This is a genomic window from Aquamicrobium segne, assembly GCF_042656785.1.
GTDB lineage: Bacteria > Pseudomonadota > Alphaproteobacteria > Rhizobiales > Rhizobiaceae > Mesorhizobium > Mesorhizobium segne.
The window spans coordinates 1-8,687 of sequence record NZ_JBHSLL010000060.1 but is presented as its reverse complement, the minus strand read 5'-3'; the positions used below and the strand labels follow the sequence as shown (position 1 = coordinate 8,687).

At 62.0% G+C, this 8,687-nt stretch carries 7 protein-coding genes and 1 pseudogene; 6 read left to right on the top strand and 2 right to left on the bottom strand.

The features are described 5' to 3' along the window. The 5 genes and pseudogenes from ACFPLB_RS16615 to ACFPLB_RS16595 all read left to right on the top strand — a co-directional run. A pseudogene (locus tag ACFPLB_RS16615) lies at window positions 1-491 on the top strand (hypothetical protein); the annotation flags it as partial. Next, window positions 488-1,177 carry a conjugal transfer protein TrbF gene (gene trbF / locus ACFPLB_RS16610; RefSeq protein WP_378231740.1) on the top strand — a complete coding sequence of 230 codons (690 nt, stop codon included), beginning with the start codon at window positions 488-490 and terminating at the stop codon, window positions 1,175-1,177. The pseudogene ACFPLB_RS16615 and the gene trbF, both read left to right, overlap by 4 nt. Then, a complete protein-coding gene (trbG, locus tag ACFPLB_RS16605) occupies window positions 1,174-2,187 on the top strand; it encodes a P-type conjugative transfer protein TrbG (RefSeq protein ID WP_024706908.1) in 1,014 nt (337 codons plus the stop codon). Before trbF ends, trbG begins: the two co-directional genes overlap by 4 nt. A gap of 29 nt (window positions 2,188-2,216) precedes the next feature. Beyond that, window positions 2,217-3,317 carry a TraB/TrbI/VirB10 family type IV secretion system protein gene (locus tag ACFPLB_RS16600; protein ID WP_465251482.1) on the top strand — a complete coding sequence of 367 codons (1,101 nt, stop codon included), beginning with the start codon at window positions 2,217-2,219 and terminating at the stop codon, window positions 3,315-3,317. A 2-nt stretch (window positions 3,318-3,319) separates the two neighbouring features. After that, the gene (locus ACFPLB_RS16595) at window positions 3,320-3,541 is read left to right on the top strand and encodes a DUF2274 domain-containing protein (protein WP_038148826.1); all 222 of its coding nucleotides are present in this window, start codon (window positions 3,320-3,322) and stop codon (window positions 3,539-3,541) included. On the opposite strand, the gene ACFPLB_RS16590 is transcribed toward ACFPLB_RS16595, so the two are convergent. Further along, entirely contained in the window at window positions 3,536-4,165 is a 630-nt protein-coding gene (locus ACFPLB_RS16590; RefSeq protein WP_378231736.1) for a TetR/AcrR family transcriptional regulator, read from the bottom strand. The genes ACFPLB_RS16595 and ACFPLB_RS16590 overlap by 6 nt on opposite strands. A 207-nt stretch (window positions 4,166-4,372) precedes the next feature. Here ACFPLB_RS16590 and ACFPLB_RS16585 point away from each other — a divergent pair, with 207 nt between their 5' ends. Beyond that, a complete protein-coding gene (locus ACFPLB_RS16585; protein ID WP_378231734.1) occupies window positions 4,373-5,344 on the top strand; it encodes a LysR family transcriptional regulator in 972 nt (323 codons plus the stop codon). Between the two features lie 45 nt (window positions 5,345-5,389). On the opposite strand, the gene ACFPLB_RS16580 is transcribed toward ACFPLB_RS16585, so the two are convergent. After that, window positions 5,390-8,602 (bottom strand): SbcC/MukB-like Walker B domain-containing protein, encoded by a 3,213-nt coding sequence (locus ACFPLB_RS16580; protein WP_378231732.1) that lies wholly within the window; start codon window positions 8,600-8,602, stop codon window positions 5,390-5,392. Between the last annotated feature and the right edge of the window lie 85 nt (window positions 8,603-8,687).

Here is an 8,687-nt window from a genome sequence, read left to right as displayed (position 1 = left end):
GCAGCAGCCGCCTGATCGGCGCAGAGCGACAGCCTACCTCTGACTGCCGCCAATCTTTGCAACAGAGCCCTGCTGCGGCAGGGGCGGCGAGCGCCGCCTATAGTGTCGGATCGCTCGGCCAGTCAGGGGCTGCCGGTGTTGCCTCCGGCCTCGGCGGCGTTGCCCGCGCGGCAGGCTCCGCCGCCGCATCGCCCCTGAAACGAGCGGTCTCGAAAGCAGCGGAAAGCGTCAAATCCAGCTTCTCCGATGGCGCGCGCGGCGGGCTCGGCGTCACCGGTGGATCGTCCTCGCAGGGAACCATTGGCGGTGCGAGCGTGGCCGGTGCCGCACCCGCCTCCGCACCGGCGGGCGGACCGCCTGCATGGGCGCAGCAGATGCACCGCCGCCAGGCGCTCAATCACGGCACGACCATGGCCGCCCATGCCGTCCGCTCCGGTGACAGCCACGGCGGCGGCTCTTCCGTCAACATTTCCGAAAGTGACCGCTCATGAACATCTTCAGACGTCCAGCGACCCATTACGGCAAATCGCCCGAACCCGAGACGCCTTACCAGAAAGCCGCACAAGTCTGGGACGAGCGCATCGGCTCGGCTCGCGTGCAGGCCAAGAACTGGCGCACTATGGCCTTCGGCTCGCTGATCCTCTCGGCGGGCTTCGCTGCCGCGCTCGTTCTGCAATCGGCGCGAGGGACCGTCGTGCCCTGGGTGGTGCAGGTCGATAATCTCGGCCAAGCCCAGACCGTCGCCGCAGCCACCGCCGATTACCGTCCGACCGATCCGCAGATCGCCTTCCATCTTGGCCGTTTCATCGAGCAGACGCGCTCGATCCCGGCGGATGCCATCATCGTGCGCCAGAACTGGCTGCGCGCCTATGAGTTCGCCACTGATAGGGGAGCGGCCGCGCTCAACGACTATGCCCGCGCCAATGATCCGTTCACCCGTGTCGGCCGCCAGCAGATCGCAGTCGAGGTTTCCAGCGTCATACGCGCCTCGAACGACAGCTTCCGCGTCGCCTGGACCGAGCGTCACTATGAGAACGGGCAGCTTTCCACGACCGAGCGCTGGACCGCGATCCTGACCATCGTGATCCAGACGCCGCGCGATGCCGAGCGTCTGCGCGCCAATCCGCTCGGCATCTACGTCAATGCAATTTCATGGTCGCGGGAGATGAGCCAATGACCATCGCGTCTTCCCGCAATTCCGCCTTGCCGGTTTTTCGTAAACCCGCCTTTGCAGCTTTGTTGCTTTCGGTCACCATGCTGGCAGGCTGCGCCACCAACAAGACGCCGCAGTTCAGCTATGATGCCGATGTGCCAGCGTTGCCCGTCGTGCCGACCGCTGTCACCGATGACCGGCCTCGGCCGCTTCACACGCCGCCGGCCTGGGCGGTCGCACGCGGCGGAACCGCTGCCGGAACACCGGCAGGCCGGGTTGAGAACGCCAATGCCGCCGCCCGCGTCGAGCCGCGCCGCGAGGGTTACTATAACGCCATCCAGATATATCCCTGGTCGGAAGGCGCGCTCTATCAGGTCTATGCCGCACCGGGCCAGATCACCAATATTGCGCTGGAGCCGGGCGAAAGCCTGACCGGCGCGGGACCGATCGCGGCAGGAGACACCGCCCGCTGGATCATTGGCGATACCGAGAGCGGGAGCGGTACGTCGCGCCGGGTCCATATTCTCGTCAAACCATCCCGATCCGACATCTCAACCAATCTCGTGGTGACGACCGATCGGCGCACCTATATGATCGAGCTGCGCGCCCGCGAGGCGCTCTATATGCCGTCCGTATCTTGGTCTTATCCGGCGCTGCCTGCCGGTCAGCGCCAGACGGTTCCCGCAGCACCCATCATCCCGGTCGAGGCGGCACGCAACTATCGTTACGGCCTGACCGGAGATACGCCGCCATGGCGGCCGATTTCCGTCTTCGACGATGGCCGCCGTGTCTATGTCGTTTTCCCGCGCGGCATCGTGCAGGGAGAGATGCCGCCGATCTTCGTCATCGGTTCCGACGGCGAGACCCAGGTCGTCAACTCCCGCATTCACCAGAACATCCTGATTGTGGATCGCCTGTTCGGCGCGGCTGAGCTGCGTCTTGGTAGCGGCAAGCAGCAGCAGACGGTCAGGATCGTTCGCATCGAGCAAAGGCAAGCTGCCCAGCCCGCTAAAACCGGGGAGCAACCGTCATGAGTGAAGAGGCTACCACCAACCCAACGCCGATGCGTCTGCGTGCCGAGCCGCCGCGCGTCACCCGCCTGTCGCGCAAGATGCTGGCCGGCGTTGGAGCTGTCGCGCTCCTCGGCATTGGCGGCGCATTGATCTATGCGCTCCAGACCCGCGACATGAGCGGAAATGACGAGGAACTCTATTCGACCGAGAACCGCGCCACGGCAGATGGACTGGCGGGTCTGCCGAAGGATTATACCGGGCCGGTCCTGGGACCGGCATTGCCGGGCGATCTCGGTGGCCCGATTCTGGATGCCCAGAACCGGGGTCAGCCCGTCACGCCGCCCGCCATGGCGACGCCTGCCCGGGATCCTGCCGAAGAGCGCCGGCTTGCCGAAGAAGAAGCTGCGCGTCTCAGTACAGTGTTCTTCCAGTCCGGGCCAAGAGTGGCGACGACAGCTGGCTCGACGATGCCGGGGCTTGTGGGGCCGGACTTTGGTGCCCAACCTGAAACGCAGGACCGGCACACAGCTTTCCTGAATGGGCCGGTGGATCGGCAGACCGTTGCCATGGACCGGATCATGGCTCCAGTCTCGCCCTATATCCTGCAGGCCGGGGCCGTGATTCCGGCCGCGATGATTACCGGCATCCGCTCTGATCTGCCGGGGCAGATCACCGCGCAGGTGACGGAGAATGTATATGACAGTCCGACCGGCAGTCTGCTGCTGATCCCGCAAGGAACCCGCATCATCGGCCAGTATGATGCGGGCGTGCAATTCGGTCAGCGCCGCGTGCTGCTGGTCTGGAACCGCCTGATTCTGCCCAATGGCCGCTCGATCGTGTTGGAGCGCCAGCCCGGCGCGGACGCTTCCGGCTATGCCGGGCTGGAAGATGGCGTTGATTACCACTGGTGGGATCTGATGAAGGCTGCGGGGCTGTCCACGTTGCTCGGTATCGGTACGGAACTGGCGACCGACGACGAGGATCGGCTGATCCGCGCCATCCGAGATGGGGCGCAGGACACCATCAATCAGGCCGGACAACAGATCGTCCAGCGCCAGTTGCAGGTCGCGCCGACTCTCACCATCCGGCCGGGCTACCCGGTAAGGGTCATCGTTACCCGCGATCTCGTACTTGAACCTTACAGGAGCTGACCATGACGAAGCTGAAACTCGGCCCCCTCATCGAAGACAAGCCCGTGAAGGTGACGGTGGAACTGCCGGGGCCGCTGCACCGCGATCTTGCCGCCTATGCAGAAGTGCTGGCTCGCGAAACCGGCCAGCCCGCTGCCGATCCTGTCAGGCTGATTGTGCCGATGCTGGAACGGTTCATTGCGACAGATCGGGGCTTTGCCAGCGCCCGAAGGTCTCGCTCATGAGGTGCCGAGCGAGTCATGGCGCGTCGCGGTGATGATTTCCATCAACGTATCGACGGCCTTTCGTGTCGCATCCCATTTGGCGGTCTGGTCCATTTCCCTGTTCTGAAGGGTAAGGCTCACCGCGCCATGTACCGTTGACCAGAACATGAAGCTGTAGCGGCTCAGATCCATGCCGGGCAAAAAACCTTGGTCCTGAGAGCAGCGAAGTCCCGTCAGCAATAGATTGAGTATCTGTCCTCCAGCTTCGCCCGACCATGGGTCATCGCTGACTCCGAGTCGCGGCGGCGGTGTGAACATCAGCCGGTACAGCGTGGGGCTTTCCAGTGCAAAGTGGACATAGGCATAGCTGCCATCACGCAAATAGCCGAATGGATTGCCGCGCATCTGTTCGAAGACGGCCAGCTTTTCTCTGTAGAGCCGGTTGAACCCTTCTTCCCGAACGGCGCGCAGCAAGGCGCTCTTATTGCGGAAATGGCCGTAAAGCGCTGGTGCTGTGCAACCGATGGCATGCGCGACCGCAGTCAGCGGTACGTCGAGGTCGCCACGCTCTGACAGCAGCCGGATCGTTTCGTCGATTGCACGACGAGCAATATCAAGTTCTTGCTCTTTCCGGGGACGGGCCATTCGGATGCCTGTTGCAACTTGTCGTACAAACTAAACGACATTTATTTTTTTCGTTGACGGCTTGGATGTCAAGAAGCAGCATTCGGTAACTGAACGTTGTTTAGTTTGAGGATGTGCGGAGAGCCGATGAACGCACACGGATCGATTTTCGCGTTGATGATGGCGGGGTGCCCGTCAGAAACCGAACGCTGTTTCGGATGATGCACCATGGCTGTGATCGGAAACAATCAGACCTCGCCTGATGATAGTCTCACAAAGGTCGTTGAGGGGAAGCCCGGCACATCTGCGGTCCGGCTGAACCAGTTGCGATATTTTGTTGCCGCCGTCGATTATGGGAGTTTTCGCAAGGCTGCTGCCGCGCTTTCTGTGCAGGAATCCTCCATCAGCCGACGAATCCGTGATCTCGAAGATGAACTCGGGGCGTCGCTTTTCATGCGTCATGCTGGTGGGGTGCGGTTGACCGTTGCCGGGCGGGAATTCCTGCGCAACGCCCGCCATGCGCTTCGTCAGATCGACATTGGGGTGACCAAGGTGGCGGCGGTTGGCCGGGCGGAGCAAGGGCTGATCAAGGTCGGGATATTTTCGTCCCTTGCGTCAGGATTTCTGTTCGATCTGTTGCGTGCCTTCGGCACGCGCCACCCGAACGTGCAGGTCGACCTTATTGACGGCAATCCGCCCGAGCACATCGCGGCTGTCCGGAAACTTTGCCTGGATGTCGCGTTCATCACCGGAACGGCGGCCTGGGATGACTGTGAGGCCGAGCATATGTGGTGCGAAAAGGTTTTCGTGGTGCTGCCCGATGATCACCCGTTGGCGAACAAACCCGAACTTGGATGGGCCGATTTGGCATCCGAGCGGTTCATCGTGAGCGATGTTGCGCCGGGACAGGAGATCCATGACTATTTGGTGGCCCATCTTGCCGGCCTCGGACGCGGTCTCGACATTCAATCGCAGCAGGTCGGCCGCGACAATATTCTATCGCTTGTCGCTCTCGGTCGAGGCCTCACTCTGACGAGCGAATCGACGACCGTCGCGCAGTTTCCGGGGGTCACCTATCGGGAACTTGCGGGTGAGATCCTGCCGTTCAGCATGGTCTGGTCTGCCCAAAACGATAATCCGGCATGTCGACGGTTGATGAGCTTGGCTCGCTCGATGACAGGTTTTTCCGGGAGGAAATAGGGTTTAACGGCCTGTTCGGTCGGAGGCGCCGGGCCGCTGCTCACCTCAACCCTGGCAGACCTCGATGGCGCTTTTCCCGCCCCCCTGTTTGTGCACGGCGATTCGGGTGGGGATGCGCTCCTTCATGGCCTCGACATGGCTAATGACACCGACCTGACGGCCCTGGGATTGCAGGCTTTCCAGTGCATCAATAGCTAGGTCCAGGCTGCCTGCGTCGAGTGATCCGAACCCCTCGTCGATGAATAATGTCGCCGCGAGACCACCTTTGCCGCCCATTCGCGAAAGGGCGAGCGCAAGGGCGAGCGACACCAGGAAGCGCTCGCCGCCTGAAAGGCTACGCGTGGCACGGGCCTCGCCGCCCATGTCGCAATCTTCGACCTGCAGTGCGAGATCAGCCGCGCGGCGCAGACGGTAACGCGGATTGAGGTCCGACAGATGGTGGTTGGCGTGATCGACCAACACGTCCAGCGTGATGGATTGTGCGGCCCTGGCGAATTTGTCCCCACTGCGAGAACCCGCTGCGTGGTTTACAGCCTCCCAGATATCCAGTTCGGAGCGAGCTTGGGCAATTTCCACCTCCAGCCCGGCAAGCGCGGTCCGCGCTGCAATATCGCGTTGGAGTTCCCCGTCGATTGCCCCGATCCTTTCAGCGCGCGTCTGGTTGGCGGCATCCAGCACCGAAAGTGCCTCTGTCAGAGCCTCGGGTGGATCTTCGGGCACGCCAGCAGCTTCAGCGTCGGCGTGATCTTTGCGCCGAGAGTCCAAAGTAGCGCGAGCCGAAGTGACGGAATCGTCGAGTGCACGAAGCCGTTGACGCAAGTTGGCGACGTCCGTTGCCGGGAGACCAAAAAGAGTGTCCAGATCAGCCGGGGCCAGATCCGTGCTGGCCAATGCCTCGGCAAGCGCCGACTGTGCGATTTCCTGCGCCTGATTTGCGCCCGTCATTTCAGTAGCAGCGGCCTCGGCCTTGGCGCGAGCAGCGGCCCAGGCAGTCGTAGCTTCCGCCAGAGCATTGCGGGCCACATCCAGTGCGGCAGCAGCACCTTTGCGTGCTTCGTTGTGACGGGTACGATGCGTGGCAGTAACTTCGCCGCCTAAAAGAGGTGCACGTTCGTCCTGGAGGGTCTGCAGCGTATTCAATCGAGCCGTGACAGCTTCATTCGCTCCGCCAAACTGTTTTGCTGCGTTTTCAGACCGGCTTTCCGCCTTTGCAATCCGGGGCGCCAACGCGACAAGTGCGGCAGAGTTGCTATCACGAACCTTGCGTAGCTGGGTGACTTCCGCGACCCGGCTTTCCAACCGAGCCGACAGACCGGGAATGGTCAGGTTTTCTCCTACCTGCTCCAGAATCGGAGAAATCGCCGTTGCATGACGAAGACTCTCCGCTTCAGCGGTTTCGGCTGCACGCAGGTCCAGCATTTGAAGGCTGGTGGCATTGGCAAGCTCGCCGTTCCAAGTTTCGCGCGCGGAGGTATGACCGGCAATGATCTTGCGCAAACCTTCGCGCTGGCTGGTCGTGCTGGCCAGTGAGTTCCGCAGTCTGGAAAGTTCCACTTGAGCTGCAGCTTCGGCTTGCCGAGCGGTTTCTGTCGTATCCAGCAAAGTGGCGAGATATGCGCGATCTTCGCCGGGTTCGTTGGGCAGAGCGGGGCAATTTGGTACGGCCAAGGCCCGGTTGTATGCTTCCTGCCAATGAGCCCATGTGGTGGCTATCATCGCTTCGGCTGTCTGCGCATTCTTTCCGGCGTGTTCCAACTCTCCCTGTGCACGATCCTGAGCGCGCAGTGCCGCGGCCTGTTCATTGCGAGCATTCTCGACGGCTGCGCGTGCCGCAGCCAGGTCGGCGCGGAGCCCTGCGGCCAGATCGGCCAGTGTGCTATCAGCATGCGTTGGATGTTCGGGGGATCCGCAAACCGGGCATGGTTCTCCCGGCTCCAGCCGCAAGCGCAGTTCTCGCGCGGCATCCGACGCCGCTATGTCAGCGCGTTCGGTAGGAGCGATTAGGGCCGTGACCTGCGCGTTCGCAGTTGTCATGGCCTCGGCAGCAGCGCCTGCTTGGGCTTTGGCAGTGACTAGGGCCTCTTTTGCAGCTTCGGCGGTTTTTTCTGCCGCCGCAAAATCTGATCGAGCAGAACCGTGCTCCTGCTCGGCGCGGCGCATATCTGCAAGGGCAGTGACAAGCGTCTGAAGTTCACTTCCTCTTTCCGGCGGATGAGTAGTCTCAAGCGTGCTGAGGCGGCCTGCCAGGTTGGCGGCTTCGTTGGTCAGCCTGACTTCATCTGCTGTGTCGTTCTCGGTCCGAGTGGCGAGTTCGGCCAGCGCGACGGTTAATCGCTCGATCTCAGCCTGGTGGGTGTCGCTATCGCTCCTTGCCCGTGTCAGGGCGGACCGTGCTTCGTCATGCGCCACAATATGCTGGCGGATTTGCAACCAGTTATCGGCCAATGCACAATCATAGGAACGTTCGGCGAGTTCCGCTTCGGTCGCCTGCAGAGTTTCGCGGGCTTTTGAATCTTCTTGTTGCAAGGCCTGAAGCGCAATTCGGGCCTGCTCGGCTTCTTGTTCCAATGCCTCAGCTTGCGAACGGGAGGTTTCCACCTCAGTCGTGGCGGAAGTGATACGACTGTCGAGCGCGGCGGCCTGATCCCAGAGCGGGCCAAATATCTTGAACTCATTCTCGCGCGCAGTGTGTTCGTCCTCCGCCTGCCGGGTCACTTCCTGAAGCGCATTGGCTTTCGCGGCAGTGTCGTTAGAAAATTCGGTGGTCGCCGCTGCGGAGCTGGCAGCATTTTTTACCCGTTCCCTGGCATCTCGCAGGGTTTGCCATTGAGCACGGAGTGGGGTCGCCTGGTCAATACGGGCAAGTTGTGCGCGATCAATACTGGCATCGGCCTGACTCGTCATAGCCTGTTCGAGCGCGGCCTCGGCGAGCCCGACTTGCCGGGACGTTTCGGCAAATCGGGTATGGCGTGCCAAGGCCTCCTTGAGGGTCTTGGCCTCTGCACCTGCTGCCTGATTGGCTTCGGTTATGACACGCCGTTCGGCTTCCAGTGCCGCACGGTCCTCATCCGTCAATATCTGATGGCCCTTGCGTCGCTGGACCAGCGCCCCATGCGCCTGACGGACGGCCTCGGTCCGTTCATAGATGCGCGATGATACCGCTCGGTAGAGACCGGTGCCGGTGACTTTCTCCAACAGGCCCGCGCGATCATTGGTGTCGGCACGAAGAAAGGCATCGAAGTCGCCTTGAGCGAGCAAGACAGTGCGGCGAAACGGCTCTGTTGCAAAGATTGGCGGCAGTCAGAGGTAGGCTGTCGCTCTGCGCCGATCAGGCGGCTGCTGC